Here is a 25362-nt window from a genome sequence, read left to right as displayed (position 1 = left end):
TGATCGGGTGGCTGTCCTTGCTCATGGAACCCCCTCTTTCTGCACCGGACGCAGAGGCAGCGTCACGGTGAACTCAGCCCCTTCTCCCGGCTTCCCGTGGGCTGTGATCTGGCCCTGATGCCTCTCGGCGATCTTGCGACAGATCGCCAGGCCGATGCCGGTGCCGTCGTACTCGCCCCGACTGTGGAGACGCTGGAATACCCCAAAGATGCGGTCAGCGAACCGGTCCTCGAACCCAATCCCGTTATCCCGCACCGTCAGCCGCACCCTCTCCGGTAGGCCGTCCTCCGCCGGCAGCAGCTCACTATCAAGGTTCACCAGCGGTTGCCGACCCTCCGGCTGGAATTTGAGTGCGTTCGCTATCAGGTTCTGCAGTAGCTGGCGGATCTGCGTCTCATCGGCCCAGATCGTCGGAAGCTGTGCCACCTCCACCTGCGCCCTGGAGCGCTCCACCGCAACCTCCAGATCGGCCAGCACCTCGGCGACTACCCGGTTCAGATCGAGCTCCCCAAAGGGCTGTGCGCGCGTCGTCACACGCGAGTAGCTGAGCAGGTCACTGATGAGCGTCTGCATGCGTCCGGCGGCGTTCTGCATTCGCGCCAGGTAGTCGGTGGCGTCCTCCGGCAGCGTCCCGGCCGCCTTCGCGCGGAGACGGTCACCGAAGGCGATGACCTTGCGCAGCGGCTCCTGCAGGTCATGGGAGGCGGCGTAGGCGAACTGCTCCAGCTCCGTGTTGGAGCGGCTGAGTTCCCGGGCCGTGGCGGCGAGGCTCTCTTCGGCTCGTCGGCGCTCGGCAACTTCCTGCGTCAGAAGCTCGTTGGTGTTGCGCAGCTCGGCGGTCCGCTCCCGGACGCGCACTTCCAGTTCGTCATGCGCGCGCTGCAATTCCTCGCGAGCCGTCTCGCGGCTGACCAGACGCCACATGCCATCCATCAGTAGACGCAGTTGCCGCACGTCCGAGGCGTCGTAGGGGTCTTCCTTGTTCCCAACACCGGCCACAGCCACGATCCGCCCGTCGTCGAAGACCGGGATGTTCATGTGCCGCTGCAGCTCGACGTGTCCTTCAGGGTACCCCTTCTTGGCCGGGTCCGGCGCCGCGTAGTCATTGGTGATCACCGGCTCGCGGCGTCGCACAGCCTCGCCCCACAGACCGGTCTTCTCCACCGGATACACGATCGGCTTGTCCTGCATCGCACACTGTGCCATGGCCTCGCGCGACCACGCGTACATCGTCAGCACGGTCTCGTCCTCATTTGCGAAGGCCAGGTAGCCGATCTTGCTCTTGGTCAGGCTCACGGCCGCCTCAAGGGCGTAGTTGGTCACCTCGCGCAGCCCCAAAGGCGCCTTCTCACTCAAGCTGACAAGAGCCTGCAGCCGCTGCTCATCCAGTCTGTGCTGGTCTTCCGCCTGCCGGTGCTCCGTGACGTCGATGCCGGTGGCGATGACGAACTCGACCTCGTGGGCTTCGTCGAGGAGACAGGTATTCGACCAGGAGATGAGGTGTCGTCCGCCCTCGCGGGTCAGCCAGTGGTTCTCGTGGCGCGAGGGGAAGCTGCCGGCGCGCAGGCTGTGCCAGGTCTCCATGACACCCTCCCGTTCCTCGTCCAGCACGAACAGGTCCCAGAAGGGCTTGCCTACAACCTCCTCATAGCGCCAGTGCGTGGTGTCCTCGCAGGCCTGGTTGAAGCGCACGATGCCGCCGTCGCGGTCAAGCACCACGATGAGCACGCCGGCAGTCGACAGAATCGCCTGATTGAAGTCACGCTGCACGCGCAGCCTGGCCTCGGTCTGCCGCTGCTGCTCGAGACGCTCTTGCAGTTGCGTCTGGGTCGTGCGAAGGTCTTCGAACAGAGGGGATATGCCGATCATCCCGGCAAGCAGCAGCACCGAGATGATCAGAGCGAGGACCTCCGATGTCACACTCGCTGCCGAGGGTGTTTCGCCCATGATCCAGGGCACCAGGAGAACAGCCCGCCGGATCGCCATGATGGTGAAGGCACCCGCGACCAGCAGCCACGGGAGGGTCCGGCCCGTCTTCCGTGTGAGACGCAGGGCCAGCACCGCAGCCACCAGTTGGAGCACGACCGAGACAGCCTGAAGCGCAACCACGGCCGCCACACCGCCTCTCGCCGGTGATAGTCTACCCGGGCACCGGCCCGTGCTGCGGCCCTTCCCAGTACGGGCTTGACTTCGCCGGCGTGAGCCCAACTCCTGCCGTCGGAGGCGAAGGTCCTGGACGTGCAGCCTGCGAATAGCTGCGACAGCCTCGCGCCTCTGACCGGCCTTCACCGACTGGTCGGTTGCGCCATCCTACGAACTTGGAGGCCCTCGATGCCCGCCCAGAACACCCCACTCGCCGAGACACCGGCCCAGACGCGGCGACCCAATCTGCTCATGATCCTCGTGGATGACCTGGGGCGCGGCGACTACAGCGCCTTCGGCACGCCCGACCTGCGCACCCCAAATATCGACCGCGTCTTCCACGAGGGCGTCGACTTCGTCAACTTTTTCGCGAACAGCCCGGTGTGCTCTCCCTCACGTGCGTCGCTGATGACCGGCTGCTACCCCGACCGTGTGGGAGTGCCCGGGGTAATCCGCCAGTGGCCCGAGGACTCCTGGGGATACCTTTCTCCCTCCGCCGTGCTGCTTCCCCAGAGACTTGCCCCTGCGGGTTACCACACGGCCCTGGTCGGCAAGTGGCACCTCGGCCTGGAGACGCCGAACCTGCCCGGCGAGAGGGGTTTCGAGTTCTTCCACGGCTTCCTTGGCGACATGATGGATGACTACTACACCCATCTGCGCGGCGGCGTGAACTTCCTGCGGCGTGACTGTGAGGTGATCGAGCCGCAGGGCCATGCCACCGACCTGTTCACGGACTGGGCCTGCGACTACCTCCACGAACGCGCCGGCCAGGAGGAGCCCTTCTTCCTGTATCTGGCCTACAACGCGCCGCACGACCCCATCCAGCCGCCGGAGGACTGGCTGGCCCGAGTGCAGCAACGCGAGCCGAACATCGGTCCCCAACGGCAGCGCCTGATAGCCCTCATCGAGCACCTCGACCACGGAATCGGTCGTGTCCTGGGTACCCTCGACGAACTCGGTCTTGCGCAGGACACCCTTGTGGTCTTCAACTCGGACAACGGGGGAGTGCTTCGCAACGGTGCCAACAACGGGCCCTGGCGCAGCGAGAAGGGGCATGTTTATGAGGGCGGGCTGCGAGTGCCCTGTGCCGCACGCTGGCCGGGACACATACCGGCAGGCAGTCGCCTCCTTGATCCCGCGCTGACGATGGACCTGTACGCGACACTCCTGTCAGCCGCCGGTGTCGAGCCGAATCCGGGCATCGACGGCGCCAGCCTGCTACCTGCGATGCTGGGTGAGCAGAGCCCGACGGACCGCGAGCTCTACTTCGTGCGTCGCGAGGGCGGGCGTCCCTACTGTGGGCTGACCATCGAGGCGGTGCGTCGGGGCGACTGGAAGCTCCTTCACGACAGCCCCTATGCGGCCCTGGAGCTGTACAACCTGTCGGCCGATCCGCTGGAAGCGCAGAATCTGGCCCAGACCGAACCAGAGCGCTTCAAGGAACTCCTCGTAGCCCTCATGCTCCATATCCAGCAAGGCGGAGAGGTGCCCTGGCAGAAGCCGCGCCAGGACTGACCGCGACAGACAAAGGGCGGAGGCAGGTCCTAGCCCGCCTCCGCCTTCTTAGCTCGTGGAGGTACGAAGCAGAACCGGAGCGCCGTTCTACTTCAGCAGAGCGAAGATAGTCTTGGCGATGTCTGTGTTGTCCAGGTAGGCGCCCCGGATGGGGTCTTGACCGGTTGCACAGGCCACAAGGCGCTCCGCGCCCTTACCCTTTGCGAAGAACGGGACGAGGCTGTTGGTGTGGCTGACGTAGTGCCATTCCATCCCCGGCAGCTTGCCGATCCCGTTGTTCACCAGCGGCTCCCAGCCGGGGTCTGAGCCCGGACCGGTCAGGTAACCTGTCTCGTGGTCGCAGGTGACGATCAGCAGCGTCTGGTCCCAGCCACCGTGGCTCTCCACCCACTTCACGACCTCCGAGACGGCATCCTCGAAGGCCAGCAGTTCCTCGATCATCCGTCCCGACTGGTTGGCATGGGCGGCCGAGTCTACCGCTCCGCCCTCGATCATGATCGAGAGGCCCTTCGGGTTGTCATCCAGTACGTTCAGGGCCGCGCGAGTCATCTCGGCCAGCGTTGGCACCGCATCGTTCATCGGCACGACATACGGGTCCGCCTTCTTGTCGCCGGTGCGTCCCTGCTCCAGCGTCTCAGCTACCTGGGCTACACCGAGGACCCGGCTCGGCGTCGCTCCTTGACCCAGAGCCTGGAAGTCGGCCCGCGTCTGCACAAGCTTCCACGGATCGCCCTTGCCGTCGCCGTCCACATCCTTCCCGGCAGTCCCGGCGAGCAGTGCCTTCCAGGTCTCCTCGCCGCCCACGTAGCGGAATCTGGCCTCACGCTTGTCGGCCTCCTTCGGCAGCTCCAGGGGCTGTGCGTTGTTGTCGAAGAGAGGATGGCCGGCGCCCATCACCACGTCCAGCGAGCTGGACAGCAGCATGCTCTTGGCGAGCTGTGCATAGTTGCCGCGTGCCTTGTCATGCGTGGAGAAGCCGGCCGGTGTGGCGTGACACAGCGGCACCGTGGTGACCACACCCGTTGAGCGCCCCGTCTGTGCCGCCCCCTCAAGGAAGTTCGGCAGGTCCTTGTCGTCCGGGCCTACACCAATCCGGCCGTTCAGTGTCTTGACGCCGGTAGCCATGGCCGTGGCAGCAGCCGCCGAATCCGTGGGGCCCTGCATGACATAGCCGAAGCTGTGCCAGGCCGCTGCCGGGTCATAGCCCTTGCTCTGTGCGGGGAAGGTGCTCATGGCAAGGTGCACGGGGAAGCTCTCATAGCACAGCCTCCCTGTGTCACCGTATCGGTAGTAGCCGGCGGCCTTGACGTGCTGGAACCCACACCCGTCGGCGATCATCACGATAACGTTCTTTGGAGCGGGACGATCCTGCGCCTGGCAGGACGACAGAACAAGCAGGCCGAGGAGCACACACACAGCCGCCGCACCACGGCGGCCCAGTCTTCGAGAACCCAGTAGCGATCCAGACATTACATCCTTCCTTTCGAGCACGTGCGCTCACGAGCGGCGCACCGAAACAGGGGGCCAACGAGGCCCTTCGAGAACCCTGCAAGAGACCTATTCCCTCGCACCGCGGTCGACGCCTCCCTCTGCTCGGGCGGTCACCCCGGGAGGCCTACACTTCCGCTTGGACGATCCTAGGGGCCAAAAGGTGCGGCTCTGAGTGTTAGCTGTGCCTTAAGATACCGGCAGGCGAAAGGATGGGACCCGCGACCGGCGAACCTCTTGAGCAAGGGAGGGCGCTACGGGCCCGGTTGCTTTCCGGGGAGTAACCCGGCCGCGCGAGTGAGCCAGGTTCGGGCCGAACACTCCGATTGGGGTGAGCCCCCGAGCTTGGCGGGAGGAGGTCACGATGGCCCGCCTTCACCGATGCCTGCTCCTGGTCCTTGCCACGCTCCTGCCTCTTCTGCTCTGGCTCCTACCTGCCTTCGCACAAGCCCCGACAGCACCTCCCGGCGACGAGCCGCTGGATCCTACGCTGACGCGGTCGCTGCAGTCCAGCCTCCACTATGAGCGCCTCAGCGGCTTCCGTCAGCTTGCCGGTCTGAAAGCCGTGCCGGCGTCTGCACTGCCCTTGCTGTCGGCAGGGCTGAAGGACGAGGATGAGGCTGTCCGGCTTACCGCGGCTGCAGCGCTGGCTGGAGTGAAGGCGGCGGTCCCGGAGGCTGCCCGCACTGCTGCCACGGCCTTGCAGGATGCGAGCCCGCTTGTCCGGCAGTTCGCCGTGCGTGCGGCCAGTTGCCTCCATGACACCTCCGGCGTGTCCGCCGGGTTGCTCAAGACTGCCTCGCAGGACCCTGATGCGACAGTGCGAGGGCTGGCTTCGGCCGGCCTCAAGCAACTCGAAGGGGTCGGCTCGGGAACGCAGGGCGTGCGGACGGGCGGCGTCGAAGGCGCTGCACAGCCCAGCGGACCGGCTCAGGGCGGTGCGACGGGACCGGCTCAGGGGACTGCTGCAGCCACAGGAAGGCAGCCTCGCGCGGGCACTGCGACGACCCCTGCAGCAACGCCGGGGACGACCTCTGCGGAGGCTCCGGAAGCGACCTCAGTCCCGGCGCTGATCGCCGCACTCACTGACCCAAACCCGGAGGTGCGCCTCCGGGCTGCCCAGTCCCTCGGCGAGATGGGCACCAGGGCGATTCCGGCACTCCCTGCCCTGGAACGAGCTCGTGCCGATGCCGACGTAAGGGTTCGCCAGAAGGCCGAGTGGGCTATTGCGCAGATCTGGCGACCGGCAAAGGCCACCAGTGACCAGCCGCCCCTTGCGCCACCTGAGGGGCGAGTCTTCTTCCTGAGCGATATCGTCCAGGGCTGCGATGAGAACGGCCCGGAAGTGCAGGACGACCTCAGTTGCACCGGCAACGGAAGCACCGCAGACCTGTTCAAGTTCGCTACCCTCAGCTACCTCGATCTGGCCGAGCTCAAGCGCTACCGTGAGGATGCCCGCAAGCGGGGCCTACGCTGGAACGCGCCCTTGGCCGAGCTCTGCTCCGAGGACCCCGACTGGGAGAAGATCGCGCCGAAGTTCCCCTTCTACAAGACCTACCTCAAGGACCACGTGATCGCCGTCACCTGCAACGGGCAGACGCGGTTCCAGCACCTGCGCTATGACGCCGCCGGGAGCCTGCACAAGTGGGGAGGCGGTGCCCACTACCGGCTGACCAACGGGCCTTACAAGGTGCAGGTCCAGGTCTTCACCTGTGAGGGCTTCCGGCTGAAGTTCGACTACGAGCTCAAGTTCGAGCGCGAAGGCAACATCCCGGCACATCTGGCGGCGTACCGCGGACCTGCTGATGTTGGTGTCCCGGACCGCCAGCTCCTCCGCGAGCTTGAGGAGGAGGACAAGCCGATCAGTGCCTGGATCGCGGATCTCAACGCTCCGGCGGCCGAGACGCGCTCAAAGGCGGCACAGAAGCTCGACCGGTATGGCGTGCAGGCTGCTTCGGCCCGCAGCGCCCTTGAGCCGCTAACCAAAGACACCAACTGGGGTGTGGCCAGAGCCGCGGAGTCGGCCATCCTATCCATTGACTCCAAGCAGCCGCCCGACCCTGGCCTCGGCGAGTATCGGAAAGAGCGAGCTGCCCGCTGGGCGAGTCTGGCCGGTGTGCTGTGGGACGCGGCGCTGAATCTTGTCGGCTGGGCGGATCGTGACTGCGACGACGTGATGCCCTACCTGCAGGACGCAGCTGCGGCCCTGCGTACCTCGCACAGCCTCTATGCGCCGGGTGCGGCCAACAACGCCACGATCAGCGGAATTGGCTACACCGTGGGTGTCATCAACGACGGGCGACTGTGGCCCATGGCGCTGGAGAGCATGGCCTACTACGAGGATGCGCTGCGCCAGGTTCCTATACCCTCCAAGGACTTCTGGGACCGTCAGCGCTGGGCAGGCTGGGCGGCAGCCTGGCACTCCCTCGCCGGGGCTTCCATCACCTACCGCAACGACGTGGCCCGGTTCTGGGCCTTCGAGGACCGCTGGCTGGCACAGGCGGCGTCGCTGATCGACGCGACCGGGCGTCCCCTGGAGTTCAACGAGCCCCGCAACCATGATGAGTGGCCGCAGCCGGGATGGTGGCGGTCGGAGTGGAACGACATTCTGCCACCGGAGCCCGAGAATCCCGAGCTGCCGAAGGAGGAGACTCCCGAGCAGGTAGCGGGCGGCGCCGCAGAACGTGATGATCTGCTGGCGCAACTGAGGGACACGCTGGACCGCCTCTCCGACTCGCGCTCACTGGAGGAGCGCTGGATCGGCAACCTGTGGGACGCGCTCGTGACCGCGGAGCAGAAGAAGGCGGAAGCGCTGAGCCTGCTCCGTGCCCAGGCGGAGTTGGCGGATCGGATCCGTCAGCGCCTTGGGTACCTGCGCAACTACCTCGCCAAGCAGCCCGACCCGGAATCCGCCAACTACTGGGAGGCCGCCTTCCGGCTGGCGATGGACACCTGGGAGGACGGCTGGGGACCGCGGCCCCGAGTGGAGGACATGGGTCGCGAGGCCATCCGCGAGCAGATCCGCCGCCTTACCGTGCGACACGAGGAGATCCTGCGCGAGCAGGACCGCATGGTCAACGACCTCCTGGGCACCTACTACGACGGAATCCTGCTGGAGATCGAGGCGAAGGGCCCAAAGTCCTCCTGGGAGCAGACGCGGAAGTGCTGCGAGAAAGCCTATGCCGACGCGCAGCGTGCGAGGGCTCTGGCGAAGGCCCAGCTCTACATCGCTTCCGGACAGGGCGAGGAGTTCCGGGAAGCCGCACGTGAGGCTCTCGCCACCGGCGTGGACGAGGCCCAGGTACGGTACCTGGAAGCGGTCTACTTCCACAGCAAGGGCGATCTTCGGCACGCCCTCCACGGCTACCGCAAAGTCATGGAACTCACCTTGCCGGAGGGCAGCGCCGAGGAGGCGCTGACGCTGCCCGAGGCGCAGCGCATGGCTTCTCGGACGGTCAAGGAGGGCGAGAGCCTGACCTCCCAGAAGTCGGCTCTTGGTGACCGCGCCCGGGGCATGGCCTGGATGCTCGAGCACGCCTATCTTGACCGCATTGACCAGAAGGCCGAGGGCGAGGCAGCCTCCCTGCGCACGGAGCTGGACGACAAGCTCGCCAAGGGCGGCGATGAGGGCTGGCTGTCCAGCCTCATCGCTCACCTCAAGATGGGCGTGGTCAGCTCCACGGAAGCGATCGTGATGAGGGAGGACGGCGCCGTAATCGTGGGCAAGGAGAATGCCCTCGAGACCCTTGCGTCCTCCTTCCAAAACGACGTGGCGAAGCAGCACTGCGGGGTCCTCTTGCTCAAGAGCCTCCACGAGCGCGGGGTCCGCATCGACCACCTCGACGCTCTGAGCAACGACGACTTCCTGGGCCTCGTGCGCGAGCTCTACCCCGGAGCCGGTGCGAAGGTAGACACCGACGGTGCGCTGCGGATGCGGGCGGCGATCAAGGCCGCCTACAACAACCCCGACGTCAAGCGCCTCCTCACTGTACCCAAGCAGATGCTGGACGTGGACACCGGCACCCCCTACTTCGACACGAGCGACTATCAAGAGACGAGACTGCAGTGGTTGGGCGATGCCATCAACGTGTGGAACGTCGCCACCATGCTGGCCCCGATGAGCACCTACACAGTAGGCGGCAAAGTGGCCTGGTTCCCTCGCTGGGGCTGGATCGGCGAGGCGCGGCCGGTCGGCGAGGCCATCGTGACCGCCAAGGAGGCCTTCTCCGCGGCCGTCGGCCTCAACAAGCTCCCACAGTTGCTGGCCCAGAGCCCGGCCGGCCAGAAGGTGCTTCAGCAGTTCTCCCAGTTCTTCGCCAAAAGCACGTGGCTGGAGGACCGTGCGCTGGATATGAGCATCCAGCTTGCCGCCGGTAAGGTGGGTGAGGCAGCCGGTGGCACCATCGGCGTTCTCAGAGGCTCCAACGGGCGCACGGAGGCCGAAGCGGGACGAATGCTTGCTGAGCTCTTCACCGCCTGGGGCGCGGGCGACGTAGACGTGATGAAGGCGTGCATGGAGAAGCACGGCATCACTCCGGAAAACCTGCGGGCGCTCATCGAGGCCTCTGAGCAGACATCAACTGCGGCGAAGGAGGCCGCTGAACTGGGGACCGGCCATTCCCAGGCGCTGCGACAGGTCCTGGACGCCGTGCCTGAGAACGGCGCGCTCCCCGGGGAGGCTCGCCTGGCGCTGGAGTCCACGAGCGGTCAGGTCAAGCGCATGCTCGACGAGGCCAGCGAACAGTTCCGCAAGGGAGAGGCTGGTGCCGCCTGGCGCAGACTTGAGGAGTTGCAGATTGCTCGGCAGGCTTGCGCCGCTGTCGAGGCGGGGGCGATCCCCGAGGCCAGAGCCTGGCAGGAGCTGCTTGAGAAGCGCGTTCGCTACTGGGGCGGCTGCACCGAGAGCAGCGCTGCTCTGGCGAATCGTCTGCGCCAGGCTGGGTCTGCGGCGGTACCGGGGGCGAAACCTGGGACGGTCGCGCTCCTGGACTTCCATGTGAAGGACAACCTTGCCGGCGACCTGAGGCGCATGGTCCTCCAGGGTGAGTGGGGCGATGCAGTCGCCGGGTACGACCAGCGCCTCGCCGTGCTGCGTCAGTTGGGTACGGCGGACGCGCCGCCCGTGCAGAGGATGGCCCAGGAGGTCAAGCGCATCGAGGGCGTCGCAGTTGCCCGGGCGCACTACTCCTCTGGCGCCCCCGTACCCGAGGGACCGCAGAACGAGACAGCAGCCCGCCGTATGCAGGCTGCCCTCAGTTCCGATCCAGAGGAGGCCCGCAAGGGTATCTCCGCCCTCGACTCCGACGCCAACACATACCTCGAACGCCAGGCGAAGCCTGGTGAAGTCCCCACCTATTCAGACCCCCACTGGGTCAAGTACCGGGACGCCAAGGGTGTCGAGGAGACCCTTGCCGTCGCCAAGGGTTCGGGCAAGGACTTCCCGGACCACTACGACCTGCGTGGCGAACAGGTCTACGCGGACTTCGCCAAAGAGGTGCAGCTGGTGGACGAACTGGGCAAGGAAGTCTGCGGGGTGAACGTCCCGGAGTGTGCCGTCGGCAAGATGGGCCTCAAGGAACTCGACCCGAACGGGGTCCTGAAGACCGTCGAGAAGGAGTGCCTCGTAGTGCGCTATGTCCCCGGGACCCAGCTCAAGGACCTGCCCCAGGAGGTGGCTATCGCCTTCAAGGAGCAGATCGCCCGCGACAAGGTCCTCGCTGCCCTGCTGGGCGACCATGACCGCCACCTGGGTAACTACCTCATCACGGCCGACGGCCGGATCTGGAGCATCGACCACGGCATGGCCGACGTCGCCGGTCGGAACTTCCGCGAGTACAGCCTACTTGTCGATGCTGACGAGGTCGCCGGGTACATGCGTACGAGGATCCTCGATGGGACGCGCTACCACTGGGGGCTCGGGTGGCTGGACAACCACATTACCTTCGAGGACATGGAGCCGATGATCAAGCAGGTCGAGGCCCTGTGCAAAGACGAGAAGAAGCTCCGGGCGCTTCTCGGCCGCCACCTTTCCGGCGCCGAGTTGGACAACGCGGTGGAGGTGGTCCGCAAGCGTGCCGGGGTCCTGCGGGACGTGATGCGCGACTGCTTCGGGTCCGCGGACGATCCGCTGGTCGTACCCGTGCCGACGCCCGCTGCCGACGCTGCGGTGTTCGACCTGCCGATCGCCTGGCCCTTGCTGCGTGCAGCCTGACCGCGTGCGCCTGCGGAGTGGAGGGATGAGCATGAAGCGTCAGCGACCGTATGCGGTGCTGCTTGTGGCCCTTGTCGCAACTTGTGCTCCCGGTCTCCGCGCAGATGACCGGCAGGACTGTGCGGAGCGACTGGTGCGCCTGGGGACCGCCTGTCAGATGTTCATGGCCGAGAATCAGGGCCAGCCTCCCGGGCAGCTCTCGCTCCTGTACTACCGGGCCTATGTGGAGGATCTCGAAGTCTTCGCCTGCCCGGGCGACCCGAGCACTTCTGTTGGACGCGAGCTACTCGATGCGCGGTCGGGTTACGTCCTCTCGCCGGCCTCAGCGGCCCATCCGCGACCACTCCTACAGGACCGCTCTGCCGCCAACCATGGTGGGGCCGGCATCAACGTCTTCTACGATGACGGCAAGGTCCGGTTTGAGACTGCCACCGTCAGCCCGGTACCACCTGTTGCCGCGCCGACACCTGCTGTCACTCCGCCGCCTACAGCGCCAACCGTCACCACACCACCTCCGTCGGCTCCGACCGTCTCTGTGCCGCCCGTGGTGACTCCGGCACCGCAGCCGCCGACGGTCCCTACCTATGACGAGGGCCCTGACATCTACCTGGGCGGCCTCAAGCCTACCAGTCTGCGCGAAGGGGGATGGGGGAGAACCGCCACCGACAAGAGCGTCACCGGCGGTCGCCTGGGGATCGGTACTGCGACCTTCGACCGAGGCCTTGGCACCCACGCCAGTTCGGAGATCGTGTACGACCTCACCGGCCTGCGACGTCGGTACTTCACTGCGCTGGTGGGCGTTGACCAGGCTGCCGTGAAGCCCTATGGCAGTTGCGGGTTCGAGGTCTACCTGGACGGACGCCGGGTGTTCAACAGCGGAACGCTCCGGAGCGGCGACGCTCCTTTCCCGGTGCAGGTCGAGATCCTGGGAGCCCGCGAGCTCAAGCTGGTGACCACCGACGCGGGCGACGGAATCTACTACGACCAGGCCAACTGGGCCGAGGCGAAGCTCTCCAACAACCCGCCGACGGTCCCCGAGGTCGTGGCCACCAGTCTCCCCGCCAGACTACTCACGCGTCCGTCCAAGGACACGCGCATCTGGATTCCCGTCGGCGGCAGCACCTTCCTGGCCCTCAAGACGAGCGCCTGCACAGTTCCCCACGACCTGCTCCCGGGTGGTGATGACAACCTGCTGAAGTCACTTGGTCGCGAGATCCTGCGCGACCTGACCGGCAAGGTCGTCGGGGAGTTGCTCGACCAGAAGGCCATCCAGGTGGACGACCTCCAGTCTGGTGGATTTGCGGCCTGGTGGGGGTTACAGGCCGGCGATGTACTGCTGACCCTCGGCGGTAAGTCGCTCGCGGACACGACTCTGGCCAAGGTGGTGGGAACCTTCAAGGATCGCACGACGCCGAAGCTGGCCCTGATGAGAGGGGGCAAGTCCCTCTCCCTGAACCTGTCCATCCTCGACCTGCCCAGCCTCATGAACCGTAAGCCCTCAGACTGGACAGGTGGCTCGGAGAACGTGACGGCGCCCTTCACCGACGTGGTGCTCTGCACGGGGCTTGATGACCAGGCGCAACCCGTCGCGACGGGCAGCGAGTTCGGAACCGACGCGAAGCAGATTGCCTGTTGTCTGTGGTACGAAAACGCACCGGCCGCCTCCCGGGTGCTGGTCACGTGGTACCGGGAGACGGCCAGTTGTGGTCTTGCCGTAGGTCTGATCGAGGGAACCGGGCGGATCACGGCGCTGCTGCTCGCACCGTCAACGGGACCCTTCCAGCCCGGCACTTACCACGTCTCCATCCAGTGCGCCGACCGTCCTCCTGTGGCCCGCACCTTCCGCATCCGGTGACCTGGTCGGCGACAGCTCGGCAGATGGACCTAGCTCCGGTCCTTCCAGTACTGTGCCTCGAAGGGCCAGCGCTCGCCCTGGGTGACGAGCCAGCTCCGCATGTACTCGCGGAAGCCTTGCAGCCCCGGCTCTTGCTCGGGGTAGGTCTTGCCTGTGCGAATAGCCTCGACGAGACTTGTACCCAGGTCAGCAGCCGCCTGCAGGGCCTGCGGCAACTTCTCGGGGTTGAAGATGTGCGCCAGATCGGTACCCGTGCTCCCCACTGCCCAGGCGCCGAGGGAGTTGGTGAACCGGAGCATGTACTTCTCAACTTCCTCGTTGCCAGGTCCGCCGGAGCTAACCACCGCAGCACCGTACTTGCCCTCCAGGGCCTGCGTGTGGATCGGTCCGCAGCAGCGGTCGAAGAGCGCCTTCATCTGTGCACTGACGCTGTAGATGTAGTTCGGACTCGCCAGCACGAAGCCGTCTGCCTCAAGCAGCGCGTCGAGCACCTGCTGGAAGTCGTCCTTGACTACGCACCGACCGACCTTGTGGCAGGCGTCGCAGGATACGCAGGGGGCGACCTTCAGCTTGCCCAGTGCGAAGGTCGTTGTCTCGGCGCCGGCTGCCTCGGCAGACTTCAGGAGAGCGTCCAGCAGTTTGCCCGTGCTGCCCTTCATCCCGCGGGGACTTCCCATGATCGCAATCAGCTTCATCCCGTAGGCTCCTTGGGGCGACACCTCCGGGGCATACAGATACCCGGAACGCCGCCCTCTCAGGTTTGTTTGTCCGTATGACTAGGAGAAGGTTCCACGCCCGCGGCAAGGTTCCTTGGCCACAGGCGAATCCACCGAGGTGGCACCTCAGGGCCCAGTTCGGCAGGTCGCCGGAGGAACCCCGACGAAGGGCTCCTCCGGAAGGTGTGCCATCCGACTCACAAGCTGAGGTGTCTCATGCGGGTCCCACTGGTCACTGCCCTGCTACTTGCCGGCTCCGCCCTCTGCGTGATCCCCACGGCGAAGGCCCAGGAGAGTGGCAACATGACAGGCCTCAAGTCCCACCCCTGTGTGCTGGTGAGTGCTGACGGTCTCGCCGCACTGCGGGCCAAGTGTGCCGACAGCCGGGTGAACAAGTTCGGCTTCGACACCGCCTCCGTCTGGGCCGACATCAAGAAGCAGGCCGACGCCCTTGCCGCGAAGCCGACCTATAGCTACTCGGTCAGAATCCCCGGTGTTGCCGTCGGGTTCCTCGAAGACTGGTCCTACACGCTCTCCGACCAGACGCCCCCGAACCATGACAAGAGCCCGGCGTATCCGCCCTGGACCGCCATGTTCCAGGAGCGCAGCGACTCCATCACAACCCGTCTCGTCAACTTCAGCTTTGCGTACCTGGTGACGGGCGAGACCAAGTACTTCGAGAAGGCTCGCGAGATCGCCCTGCACCTTACGCACTGGTCCCAGTGGACCGATCCCAGCTACACCGCGGGGCGCATCAAGGCTTGCCTCGACACCGGCCATTGCACCTACGCGATGGGCATGTTCTATGACTGGTGCTACGACCGCCTCTCCGCCCAGGAGCGGCAGCAAGTCCGCGACGCCCTCCTGACCAAGGGCATCGATCCTATTCTCAGCGAGGTCGACAAGTACCCGCCCGACACGAACGGCTATGCAGTCCTGACAACCGGTGCGGCGGTGGCGGCGATCGCGGTGCGACCGGAGGAGCCCAGCGCTGGCGCGGCCCTGGCCACTTGCGTCGAGAAGATTCGGACCTCGCTGGACCGTGGCGGCAAGGACGGCGGCGCCTTCGAAGGCCCCATGTACGGAACCTATCTGCTGGATTCCTTTGCCATCGCCTTCGATGCCCTGACTTCGGCACGGGTCGAGCATACCCTCTTCGAGCATCCCTACCTTGCCACGATGTCGCGCTACTGCCTTGGTCTCCTGTCGCCCGACACGCATCAGATTCCCAACTTCAGCGACGGCTCGCCAGGTGTGGGTTTCCTGCGGTTGATGCAGGTCCTGGCGCAGCGCGGTAGCACCGAGGCCGCCTACTACCTCGAGCAGGCCGGCGGCCTCAAGGTCAGCGGCATCTACGACCTGGTCCGCTTCGACGAAGCCAGGCTGAACCCGGTGCGGCCCTCCTGGAATCCCTCCAGCGTGTTCGTCGACATTGGCTACGCCTCTCTGCGTGATGGGTACAACGCGAAGGCGCCGAGCCTGTTCTTCAAGTCCGGGCCGCTCACCAACAACATCGGCCACAACCACTTCGACCACAACGCCTTCGTCATCAGCGAGGCCGGCGAGTGGGTCATCTGCGACCGTGGCTACCACGACTTCTACGTGCCGCCGCGCACCAAGTTCAGCCTCGGCAGCATCGGCCACTGCACCGTCGTCCTCGATCTCGATGACGCCTACTTCCACGACAACAAGGTGCCTTCGGCGGGCCACGATCAGGTCAAGCGCTACGGCGGCCAGATCAGCGAGTTCTTCGCGGGAGAAGGCTTTGACTGGGTGAAGGGCCGCGCGGCCGATGCCTACAACACCGACGACCTCAAGGTGCTGGAGCAGTTCGACCGCGGAATCGTGTATGTGAAGCCCGACTTCTTCGTAGTCCGCGACCAACTCGCGGCGCCCAAGCCTCACCGATACAGCTTCCTGCTTCACACCGATGGTCTGGCCGAGATCACGCCGAAGGGTGACGCCTTCAACGTGACACGGTCGCAGTCGGAGGTCTTCGCACAGATCGCCGCCTCGACGAAGACGCAGTCCTTCGTCCAGACCTATCCGGGCGCCGAGGACTATGGCCCCTTCCTGCGGGTCGAGACGGAGCCTGCCACCACCGCGACCTTCACGGCGCTGCTGTGGCCACACCCCTACTCCAGTCCCACCATCCTGCGCAACGGTGGCTTCGAGCGCGGGCTGTCTGGCTGGATCATACGCAGCGGCGAGGACGGGCCGAACCACAAGATCGTGACGGACAACCCCGCTGAGGGCAGTCAGTGCGCCCAGCTTGAGAAGAGCGGGTATTACTACAGCTCCCGCTTCTCCTTGCCTGTGGGGACAAAGATCACGGCTCGGGCCAGGATTCGCACCACTCAACTGCCGGAAGGCAGGGGTGCGATGATGACCCTCTACTTCTGGCGCGCCGGGACAGCCTTTGCCAGCAAGAGCGTCGGCCCCTTCGCACACCCTGACTGGCAGGAGCACATCCTCACAACGACGGTTCCAGAGGGCACCGAGGACATCTGCCTGGCGCTGACCTTCTCCGGACCGGGCACCACCTGGTTCGACGCAGCACAGGTCGAGGCCGACGTGCCCGTGAAGCCGACGCCGAAGATCGAGACCAGTTCCCTGGGCAGCAACGGTCTCAGCGTGCTCCTTGAGGGTCGACGCAGCCTGGTGGTCTTCGGCGATCCCGGCAAGGTGACCAGCGCCGGCGACGTCACCACCGACGGCGAGTTGGCAGTGGTGCAACTCGACGCTCAGGGCAAGGCCGCACGGGTCTTCCTCAAGGGCGGCAGCTACGTGCAGTATGGCGGCTCACGGCTGCTGTCTCTGCAGAAGCCGGGCACTGCCGAGGCGCTGCTCAGCGGCGATAGCCTGCGGGTGCAGGTGACGCAAGACGTGACACCCCATGCACCCCTCGCCGACCAGGCTACCGTGACAGTGGGCCTTTCTGCTCGCGAGGCCACGCTCAACGGTCGTCCGGCACGTCTGGTTCCTTCTGAGGACGGTGTGCGCGTCGAGCCGGGCGCCTGAGGAACACATCAGCACGGCCTATCCAGGGCCCGTCGCAGGCAGACAGTCGCTTGCGGTGGGCCCTGTGGTGAGTCCTGGAGCCGTCGGAGAGCTGTGGCCCGATTCGGCGCGGCAAGGACACAGGGCCAGGGACGGCGAACCGAACACTCATGCACGATCTGCCTCTCCCACGAGAGCTGATGGTCGTCCTGGCCGTGTCGCTTGCGGTCGTGTGTCTCCTGCGCAGGTTCCGCGTGCCGCCTGTCGTGGGCTTTCTTCTCGCCGGGGCTGTGGTCGGTCCGGGTGGGCTGGGAATCGCTCACGACCGCGAAGGCATCAGTGCTCTGGCCGATGTCGGCGTCGTCCTGCTACTGTTCACGATCGGCCTCAAGTTCTCGCTGCAGGAGATCGCCCGGCTGAAAGTATGGGTCTTCGGCGCAGGTACGGCCCAGGTGATGCTGACCCTTGGCGCAGTCATGCTGGTGGCCCGTTGGATTGAGTTGCCGGCGGCCACCGGCGTCTTCTTCGGCTTCCTGGTCGCCCTGAGTTCCACGGCCATAGTCCTCAAACTTCAGGAGCAGGCCGGGGAGAGCGGCACTCCCTACGGTCGCCTCAGCCTGAGTATCCTGATCCTGCAGGACCTCGCCGTCGTGCCCTTGCTGCTGCTGGTGCCCATGCTCGGCCAGCCGGACAGCGACTGGCTGAAGGTCGTCCTCGCCCTGGGGCGGTCGCTTCTGATCGTCGCGGCCATTCTGCTTGCCACGGCTGTCGTTCTGCCTCGCCTCATCGAGGCCGTTGTCCGCACGCGCAGCCCCGAGATCTTCACTCTGACCATCATCCTGATTGCCCTGGGCACCGCCATGGTCGCCGGGCAGGCCGGTCTGTCCCTGGCCCTTGGTGCCTTTCTGGCCGGTGTCGTGCTGGGTGGGACGCCCTACTCGCATCACGTCACTGCGCAGATCATGCCGCTGCGTGACGCCTTCAGCAGCCTGTTCTTCGTCTCGATCGGGATGCTCGTCGAACCGCGCCTGTGGGTGCAGAAACCCCTCGAGACCTTCGGGCTGATGTTGGGCATCCTCCTCCTGAAGGCCCTTGTCATCACTGCGGTGGGCATGTTCTTCCGTGCCGGGGGCCGCGCTTCCGTTGCTGCGGGATTGTCACTGGCACAGATCGGCGAGTTCTCCTTCGTCCTTGCTCAGGCCGGAATGACGCATCAACTCCTCGACCAGGAGACCTACCAGACCTTCCTGAGTATCTCGGTGCTGACGATGGCGGTGACGCCGCTGCTGGTCTCACTCGGGCGACGGCTCAGTCGTCGGTCCAGCGCCCTTGACCGCATGCAGTCGCGACTGCGAGGGGTGCTGAGCGGCGGCACGGAGGCCCCGGCGGAGGAAGAAGAACTGCACGACCACGTGGTCCTCGTAGGCTACGGCGTCAACGGTCGACAGGTCGCTCAGGCGATGGACCGGCTCGGGGTCGCCTGTGTCGTTCTGGAGTTGAACCCGGCCAACGCTGAGGAACTGCGTACCCAGGGCCGGCGGGTGATCTACGGTGACGCCTGCCAGGAGAGCCTACTGGAGCAGGCTTCCCTTGCCACCGCGCGAGCCATGGTCGTGTCGATCGCCGACCCGGTAGCCACGCGCTGCATCACGGCGATCGCACGGAGCTTCAACCCCCGGCTCGACATCATCGTACGCACGCGGTTTGTGGCCGAGGTCGAGACGCTCAGAAAGCAGGGCGCGAACGTCGTGGTGCCCGAGGAGTTTGAGACGGCCCTGCGACTGGTGGGCCTTGTGATGGAAGCCTACGGAGCGGCCCATGGAACGATCCTGCGAGAGCTGGATCGCATTCGCGAAGAGAACTATGCGTTGCTGCGAGAGGGCCAGGCGGCGAAGGCGAAGCGACTGTCCCGAATCCTCTCGGCCGCCGGGATGGAGGAGATCGAACTCGGCGAGACCGCACCCGTGATCGGGCAGACGCTGCGTGCACTGGACCTGCGCGGGCGGGCCGGCGTGCTGGTAGTGGCCCTGTACCGGGAGCCACAGCTCTACACGAGTCCGGATCCCGATCTTGCCCTGGCCCCGGGCGACACCCTCGTACTCTTCGGTGAGGACGCCGGAATCCGCGAGGCCCAGGACCTGCTCCTTGGTCCGCCGCCTGAGGCGATCCTCTGAGTTCGGCAGCAGGCCTACCCGCAGCGGTCTGCGCTTGGCAAGGCTCTCGTCGTGAGTCCGCCGAATAGCCGGGAGGATGAAGATGAGCCCAGCCCTGAAGCGCGTTCTGGATAGCATCGCAGTCGTGGTGGTTGGTTGCCTGCTCGGGGGACTGCCCGCCTGGGGCCAGGACTGGACCGCCTACAAGGACCCCGCGGGCCGCTTTGAGCTCAAGTACCCCGGCGCGTGGACTCTCCGCACCGATGACTCGTCACCTGATCGCTACCTTCTCGTTGTGTCTCAGAAGGCGATCCAGAAGGTCACCGATGACGCCGATACCGGTCTCCTCCTGATCTTGATGCCGAACACTCATCCGGAGATCTACGACCCGGCCAGGCTGGATCCGGTCGGCGACATGCTGCGCGACGAAGTCTTCGCGCCAGCGCAGGCCAACGCGCCGGGTGCCACCTGGACGACTTCGCAGACCGTCGACTGGGCCGGCGGACGGGCACGCTCAAGCCGTGGCAGTGTGGTCACGGAGGCCGGGAAGGGCCAGACGCAAGTCCTGATCGCCTTCACACCCAGGTGGGTCACCGTGGCAGCCTTCGTGTGGCCCACAGGCGAGATGCCTGCCGATCTGGCGCGTATGCGCGACAGCGTCACCCTCACCGAGAACGCCGCAACCGTGGCCACGACAGCCCGTGAAGCAGGCATCGTCTTCGTGCGCGAGAACCCCTCAAACGCCCCGCCGGGTGACCTCAACCGCAAGCCGAACGGCTCAGAACTGTGGCTGCTCGACCCCGGCAGTGGGCAAACTCGACAGCTCACACACCTCAGGGAGCAGGCGACCGGCGCCGAGCCGATCTTCGTGGAGTACCCGGCCTGGTCGCCCGACCGCACCCGCATCGCCTTCGCCTCGAACCTCGGGGCCGAGCACAGTGCGTACCCGGTCAACCTCTTCACCATCGCTGCCGACGGCTCCGACCTGCGCCAGATCACGCTCCGGCCGGAGGACCAGCAGCTGGACGTCGGTGGCCCGACCGCGACCATCACGGGGAAGGTAGACTTCGGCATACGCGGCGTCGACCTGGAGGGCGTGACGGTCTCCGCCGGTGGCACTCGCGCGACTACGAAAACGGATCGCAACGGTCGCTTCCGTCTTGAGGGGGTGCGGCCGGGTGAGAACTGGGTGCGTCTGTGGGCTCCCACCATGAAGGAAACCTGGGGGCCTGACGGAGAGAACCCAAGTCTGCTCCTGTGGCCGAAGCTTGAGGCTGGCAGAGTCAACGATCTGGGCGTCGTGCGCCTGGTGAACACGCCCGGCACTTACCTGTCACGCACTTGCCTCACGGAGCCCGCCTGGACTCCCGACGGCAAGCAACTGCTCTTCACGCGTCGCTCCTCCTACGTGGCGCGCTCCGGCAATCCGCAACTCATGGTGCTCAACGATCCCGAGTGGATTCGCACACGGGGCTACACTGAGCCTGAGAAGCGCAACCCGTGGCTGCCGGTGAGTGAGTGGAAGGGCGGCGTCATGATCGAGTTGTGGCGGTCACAGCTCTGCAGCATCGGCGCCGACGGCCGCGGCATGACCACGCTCGGGCCGGTGTTGTTCAGCGATGGCATGTATCCCACGCCGACGCCGGAGGGGAACAAGGTTCTCTTCAAAGGGTGGCCCTTCCAGGCGGAGCAGGCGGGGACCGACGGCCCCTTCGCCTTCCAGGGCAACGCGAGAATCGCCGTGCAGAACCTGGCCTCGGGACAGTCGCCGATGGACCTTCTGCCTGTACTGGCCGAGCGCTCCGGCGGTCTGGCCCTTTCGCCTGACGGCCGGTACGTCGCCTTTGTGGCCTTCGGAAGGCCCGAGCAGCACCAACCGGCCGCCGCAGCACAAGGTGGGGGAGACCTTGCCGCCCGACTTCTGGAGGTCGGCGCTGCCGCGCTCAATATGTCCTTCTCAGGCTCCAAATGGGGGCAGATCACCCTCTATGATCTGCAGACGCGGCAGATCCGAACCATCACCAGCTTCCCCGAAGCGGACTCGTACCTCACCGACCTGGACTTCTCCCCTGATGGCCGCTACCTGGTCTTCTGCAGCGTCGGCCGCGAGCTGCGCCCCGGCGTGAACTCCTACTACAGCAAGGAATGGTGCCCGCCACGGTGCGGCAATCTCTTCGCCGTCGGGTTGTCCTCGGGCCGCGTCGTGCGACTGACCGACGATGGCCTCAGCCATATGCCAAGCTGGAGGCAGTAGCTCGCCGCGTCCCAGACCGTGAGGTGAAGAGGACCGCCACGGCGAACCGTGGGCTCCGTGCCCTTGTGCCTACTCCTCTGGTGGCAGGTCGAAGGCCACCACGGAAAGAGAGACCGCTCACATGAAGTGCTCTGACTCCGACTTCGCTTGCTTCTATGACCTCCGGCGTTTCGGCGCGACCGGTGACGGTGTGACCCTCGACACTGCTGCCCTGCAGCAGGCCATCGACTGCTGCCACGAGGCCGGTGGAGGGACCGTGCTCGTTCCGGCGGGCACCTACCTCACCGGAACCCTCTACCTCAAGAGCCATGTCACCTTGCACCTCTCAGCCGGAGCGACACTTCTCGGCAGTCCCAGGCGCGAGGACTACAACGCCGACGACGTCTTCCCGGAGAACCCGGTCTTCACCGTTGAGAACGTGACCGGCGCGCATCTGATCCTTGCCTACCAGGCCGAGGACGTGGCCATCACGGGTGAAGGTACGATCGATGGCAACAGCTCCGCCTTCTTCGAGCCGCTTCCGCCGGAGGAAGTCACCACCACCTACCGGAGCAAGACCCGCAACTTCCCGATCGGCGAGTGGCGCCCGGGGATGATGGTCTACTTCTGCCGCTGCACCAAGGTCTCCGTCCGAGACGTCTCCCTGGTCGACTCGCCCTACTGGACGCTGTTCCTGCTCGGGTGCGAGAAGGTGCAGGTCCGCGGCCTGCGCATCACCAATCCGCCCCAGACGGCCAACGGCGACGGCATCGACATCGACTGCTGCCGCGACGTGACCATCAGTGACTGCATCATCTGCTCAGGCGATGACTCGATTACGCTGCGAGGCCACAGCGCGCTCCTGGGCGAGAACGCTCAGCCCTGCGAGCAGGTCACTGTGAGCAACTGCGTACTCAGCACGCCCTGCAATGCTGTGCGGGTCGGAGTTGGCGATGGGATCGTGCGCGACTGCCTGCTCTCGAACCTCATCATCAAAGAGTCCCGCACCGGCATCAACCTCATCTGCGCCTACTCGGAGCGCTCGGCCCATGGCACGACGCTTGAGAACCTCCACTTCGAGAACGTGCTGATGGACAGCGTGAACCTGATCAAGCTAGCTCTGGGACGCACCGCGAAGCTTCCCGCAGCAATCCGCAATGTGTCCTTCTCGCATATGCGCGCGCTCGGTCGCGAGGGCATGTACTTCGCCGGGAATCCGGGGCTGCCGCTGTCCGGCGTTCGCTTGCACGATGTTCACCTGCGGCTGACAGGTTCCGCCGTCGACGCGGAGTATGCCCAGAAGACGCCGCCGGTTCATGGTGGCGGCGGCGTTCCAGCGGGGCTCTTCGTGCGTCATGCGGAGCACCTGCGGGTATCGGGTATGGAGGTCGAGTGGGAGGAGGTTGGCGGCGGCTGGCAGCACGCGGTGATGATCGAGGACAGTCAGAACGTGGTGATCGCAGACCTGGAGGCCACAGCGCCACCGACTGCGCCGGACAACGAGGTCGTTCACTGCACACGAGTCTCGGACCTGCGGGTGCGACCGGTCCCTGGAACGCAGAGCGAGTAGTCGGCACCGGCACGCCGGTCTGGAGGTCTTCGGAGCCTCAATCGTGAACTCCCCTGGAGTAGGCGGCGGCATCGCCGCTACCGACTCCAGGGGGTCATATGTCATGTGGCGCAAGCTCAGCATACTAGGCTTTCTTTGCACCTTGCCCTTGGCCGCAGCTCAAACAGTCTGGCAGGAGGGGTTTGAGCAGGGCAGGGATGGCCGGCCGGTCGGCTGGAGCTTCGGCGCTACCCGAGGCGCGGTCAGTGGTACCTGGGACGCTTCTGAACCAGCCGGCGGACACTCGATCCGACTGGAAGTGAAAGAGGCGGGCGGCCGCGCGACCTGGACCTACGCACAGCGACTCGCTATCAAGCCTTCGACGAACTACCGGCTGCACTTCAAGCTCCTGCGTGCGAAGATCCAGCCCGGCGGACGGGCTTACGTGATCCTGTACGAGAACGGGGTCGAGGCACCGGCTTCCTGGCACGTCTCGCCCTACCTGAGCGGCACGCAGGACTGGCAGACCTACACGATCACCTTCCAGACCCATGCCGATGCGAGCTGGGGCCGCCTGCAGTGCAAGCTGTGGGAAGCTCCGGGCTACGCCTGGTTTGATGACCTGTCCCTGGAGGAAGTCGGGCCCGAGGCAGTGACCGAGGCCTTCCAGAGACAGCGTCCTACTCCGCCCGATGACGGGTCGCCGCTGCAGGTGATGTGGTACCCCGCGCAGCGGCGTCCGGACAACACCCTCCACCTTCAGCCCACCGGCGTGAACCCGGTCGCCCTGTTCTTCTTCGGCCGCAAGGAGGAGGTCCGCGAGCCCTACCTGATCGTCGAGACTCCGCCCCAGATGACGGTGCAAGGGCTGGTGGTCTGCAGTCGCGAGACGATTCCGCAGGCGGCTGAGATCAAGCCCGAGAGGGTCACCCGTGACGGACAGGAGGCCTTGCGCTGGCGTCTGCCGCTTCGCGCCGAACAGCTCACGGCACGGCTGAAGCCGAACGGCCCCGAGTGGACCGCCTACCACTTCATCTATGTGGAGCCCGGTCCCGGCTGCCCAAGGACCTTCACCTGGCGCTGGCAGACGGAGTGCGCAAGCAAGCTCGGACCGATGCATGAGATTCCGGCGCAACTCGAACCGCGGTCCGAGGGGCAGGCCGCCCGCGTGTCCTCCTTCCCGCTCTACGCTCAGCACACGGACGCCCTGCGCGTGCCCACCGAACAGCAGCGGCAGGCAGTCCTGGACTACCTGGCCTACGCGGGCATCGAGGGCGGTCTGGCCCTGAGTAGCCACCAGCCGGACTGCCACCCCATCGACCTGGAGCTGGAGCGCAAGGGCTTCCACACCTGGGACTGGCTGTGGGACGGCTACAATCAGTCGGGTGGCACGGGCTTCCCACTGGTCTACGACAAGCCCGGCGGCCGGACCGGCCTGATGTGCCCGCAGGCCCAGGCTGAGCGCCTCGAGCCCTGGTGGTCGAACCTCTGCGCTGCCTACCGCAGCAAGCTCTACAAGGAGTCGACGCGCCTCATCATCAACTTCGAGCCGCCGGTGTTCAACTGCTGCTTCTGCGAGCGGTGTCGCAGGGCTTTTGCTGCGGCAGCCAAGATTCCGCTGGAGCGGGTGATGGCGCTCTCGCCCCTGGAGATCCAGCAACTGCCTGACGACGCCTGGGGACGCTTCCGAGCCGGGCAGAACGGGCAGATCGTCAAGAACCACTGCGCGGCGATCCATGCGGCGAACCCCACGGTGCAGGTTGGCCTGTGCGGGCCGGCCTATACCGACTGGACCGCGCGACGCGGGATGGACATCCGGCAGTTCGAGCCCGACGTTGCCTTCCATGCGCCGATGATCTATGAGGTCGGCCTGCGGTATGCTGACGACGTTCGCTCGACCTGCGAGAACACGAAGGCGGCCGTGATCCCCTTCGTCCTCGCCTCCGACCTGGCCGTTCCCGGCACCTTCCCTTCGGCTCAGGAGCTGCGGACCAACCTGTTAGTGACCGCTGCGAGTGGCGGCAAAGGCGCGGTCCTGTGGGTAGGGATCGAGTCGCTGGATGGTGAGTACCTGAACGCCCTGCGCCGGAGCCTGCAGGAGATTGCGCTGATGGAGCCCTTCGTGCAGAGCGGCACGCGATGCGAAGGTCTGTCACTCGACATCGCACCCGAAGGCGCTCGCAAGGTGAAGGTCGGGGACGAAGTGTTGGAGGTCTCGCCGGTCAACACGGGAAACGGCAGCCTGCGTCAGTGGGCGTGGCAATCGCCTCAGGGTCGTCTGGTACTCCTCGTGAACTACGACGAGACCAGCGCCCGGAAGATCGAGGCGCCGAAGGCACAGTCGCTCTTCGGCCCGGCCCTGACGGTTGAGCAGGGCAAGTCCGTACTGACCTTGCCGCCCGGCGAGGTTGCCGCAGTAGTGCTCAGATAGCGATTGCTGTCATACCAGGACCTCGGCAGGCCATGGTACCACGCCTCTGCCGGGGAGGAGACCCAAGCA

The 25362-nt window shown here is 65.8% G+C and carries 11 protein-coding genes; 8 read left to right on the top strand and 3 right to left on the bottom strand.

Going from position 1 to position 25362, the window contains the following annotated elements; genetic code table 11:
- Positions 1 to 21 precede the first annotated feature (21 nt).
- Positions 22 to 2109 (bottom strand): GAF domain-containing protein, encoded by a 2088-nt coding sequence (locus ABFE16_07925; GenBank protein MEN6345221.1) that lies wholly within the window; start codon positions 2107 to 2109, stop codon positions 22 to 24.
- Between the two features lie 222 nt (positions 2110 to 2331).
- On the opposite strand from ABFE16_07925, the gene ABFE16_07920 reads away from it, so the two are divergent.
- A complete protein-coding gene (locus tag ABFE16_07920) occupies positions 2332 to 3657 on the top strand; it encodes a sulfatase-like hydrolase/transferase (GenBank protein MEN6345220.1) in 1326 nt (441 codons plus the stop codon).
- Positions 3658 to 3744: 87 nt separating this feature from the next.
- Here the strand turns inward: ABFE16_07920 and ABFE16_07915 are convergent, their stop codons facing one another.
- Positions 3745 to 5127 carry an alkaline phosphatase gene (locus tag ABFE16_07915; GenBank protein MEN6345219.1) on the bottom strand — a complete coding sequence of 461 codons (1383 nt, stop codon included), beginning with the start codon at positions 5125 to 5127 and terminating at the stop codon, positions 3745 to 3747.
- A gap of 382 nt (positions 5128 to 5509) precedes the next feature.
- On the opposite strand from ABFE16_07915, the gene ABFE16_07910 reads away from it, so the two are divergent.
- Positions 5510 to 11356 carry a HEAT repeat domain-containing protein gene (locus ABFE16_07910; protein MEN6345218.1) on the top strand — a complete coding sequence of 1949 codons (5847 nt, stop codon included), beginning with the start codon at positions 5510 to 5512 and terminating at the stop codon, positions 11354 to 11356.
- A gap of 31 nt (positions 11357 to 11387) precedes the next feature.
- Entirely contained in the window at positions 11388 to 13211 is a 1824-nt protein-coding gene (locus tag ABFE16_07905) for an NPCBM/NEW2 domain-containing protein (GenBank protein MEN6345217.1), read from the top strand.
- A gap of 29 nt (positions 13212 to 13240) precedes the next feature.
- Here the strand turns inward: ABFE16_07905 and ABFE16_07900 are convergent, their stop codons facing one another.
- Positions 13241 to 13906, bottom strand: a complete 666-nt coding sequence (locus ABFE16_07900; protein MEN6345216.1) for a flavodoxin family protein — start codon at positions 13904 to 13906, stop codon at positions 13241 to 13243.
- Between the two features lie 237 nt (positions 13907 to 14143).
- Between ABFE16_07900 and ABFE16_07895 the strand changes: the two genes are divergently transcribed.
- The 5 genes from ABFE16_07895 to ABFE16_07875 all read left to right on the top strand — a co-directional run bounded on the left by ABFE16_07895 (position 14144) and on the right by ABFE16_07875 (position 25293).
- The gene (locus tag ABFE16_07895; GenBank protein ID MEN6345215.1) at positions 14144 to 16948 is read left to right on the top strand and encodes a heparinase II/III family protein; all 2805 of its coding nucleotides are present in this window, start codon (positions 14144 to 14146) and stop codon (positions 16946 to 16948) included.
- A gap of 149 nt (positions 16949 to 17097) precedes the next feature.
- Complete coding sequence (locus ABFE16_07890) at positions 17098 to 19101, top strand: cation:proton antiporter (GenBank protein ID MEN6345214.1); 2004 nt, start codon at positions 17098 to 17100, stop codon at positions 19099 to 19101.
- 82 nt (positions 19102 to 19183) lie between these two features.
- A complete protein-coding gene (locus ABFE16_07885; protein ID MEN6345213.1) occupies positions 19184 to 21334 on the top strand; it encodes a carboxypeptidase regulatory-like domain-containing protein in 2151 nt (716 codons plus the stop codon).
- A 121-nt stretch (positions 21335 to 21455) separates the two neighbouring features.
- Positions 21456 to 22883 carry a glycosyl hydrolase family 28 protein gene (locus tag ABFE16_07880; GenBank protein MEN6345212.1) on the top strand — a complete coding sequence of 476 codons (1428 nt, stop codon included), beginning with the start codon at positions 21456 to 21458 and terminating at the stop codon, positions 22881 to 22883.
- A gap of 103 nt (positions 22884 to 22986) precedes the next feature.
- Positions 22987 to 25293: a hypothetical protein gene (locus ABFE16_07875; protein ID MEN6345211.1), complete on the top strand. Its 2307-nt coding sequence runs from the start codon at positions 22987 to 22989 to the stop codon at positions 25291 to 25293.
- Positions 25294 to 25362: the final 69 nt, after the last annotated feature.

Source organism: Armatimonadia bacterium, from assembly GCA_039679385.1.
GTDB lineage: Bacteria > Armatimonadota > Zipacnadia > Zipacnadales > JABUFB01 > JAJFTQ01.
This window is presented reverse-complemented; position numbering and strand designations above follow the sequence as displayed.

What these genes read in the sequence shown, in the direction of transcription:
- ABFE16_07915 (MEN6345219.1), bottom strand. Translation starts at nt 5,127, where the DNA reads ATGTCTGGATCGCTACTGGGTTCTCGAAGACTGGGCCGCCGTGGTGCG.
- ABFE16_07910 (MEN6345218.1), top strand. Translation starts at nt 5,510, where the DNA reads ATGGCCCGCCTTCACCGATGCCTGCTCCTGGTCCTTGCCACGCTCCTG.
- ABFE16_07900 (MEN6345216.1), bottom strand. Translation starts at nt 13,906, where the DNA reads ATGAAGCTGATTGCGATCATGGGAAGTCCCCGCGGGATGAAGGGCAGC.
- ABFE16_07895 (MEN6345215.1), top strand. Translation starts at nt 14,144, where the DNA reads ATGCGGGTCCCACTGGTCACTGCCCTGCTACTTGCCGGCTCCGCCCTC.
- ABFE16_07875 (MEN6345211.1), top strand. Translation starts at nt 22,987, where the DNA reads ATGTGGCGCAAGCTCAGCATACTAGGCTTTCTTTGCACCTTGCCCTTG.
- ABFE16_07880 (MEN6345212.1), top strand. Translation starts at nt 21,456, where the DNA reads ATGAAGTGCTCTGACTCCGACTTCGCTTGCTTCTATGACCTCCGGCGT.
- ABFE16_07885 (MEN6345213.1), top strand. Translation starts at nt 19,184, where the DNA reads ATGAGCCCAGCCCTGAAGCGCGTTCTGGATAGCATCGCAGTCGTGGTG.
- ABFE16_07890 (MEN6345214.1), top strand. Translation starts at nt 17,098, where the DNA reads ATGCACGATCTGCCTCTCCCACGAGAGCTGATGGTCGTCCTGGCCGTG.
- ABFE16_07905 (MEN6345217.1), top strand. Translation starts at nt 11,388, where the DNA reads ATGAAGCGTCAGCGACCGTATGCGGTGCTGCTTGTGGCCCTTGTCGCA.
- ABFE16_07920 (MEN6345220.1), top strand. Translation starts at nt 2,332, where the DNA reads ATGCCCGCCCAGAACACCCCACTCGCCGAGACACCGGCCCAGACGCGG.